The sequence below is a fragment of the Clostridium sp. ZBS15 genome, from assembly GCF_023845705.1.
Taxonomy (GTDB): Bacteria; Bacillota; Clostridia; order Clostridiales; family Clostridiaceae; genus Clostridium; species Clostridium aquiflavi.
Genome location: NZ_JAMQHY010000191.1, coordinates 1 through 268 on the forward strand (window position 1 = coordinate 1; position 268 = coordinate 268).

At 61.6% G+C, this 268-nt stretch carries 1 protein-coding gene; it reads right to left on the reverse strand.

Going from position 1 to position 268, the window contains the following annotated elements:
- Nucleotides 1–268: DUF72 domain-containing protein (locus NG904_RS16975; RefSeq protein ID WP_252232912.1), on the reverse strand; the 268-nt coding region annotated here is incomplete at both ends.

A 268-nucleotide genomic window follows, 5' to 3' on the forward strand; every position in this document is an offset into this window, starting at 1 on the left:
CAAGGCTGTCCCGCGTCCTCATGATGCGCGCGTACGTGAAATCCGACGTCTGCGACGCGATATTGGGATAGTCGGCACTCTGCGCGTGGACGATGGCGACGTTCGCGGCTTTCGCCAGTTTCACGAACTCGGGCGTATCGAAACTCTCGTGCCGCACCTCGACCGCGTGCCGCAGCCGCACGCCCTCGATCGTACCGGGCAAAAGCGCGAAAAAAGCCTTGATGTCGTCGGGATCGAAGCGCTTCGTCGGCGCGAGTTGCCAATTGAT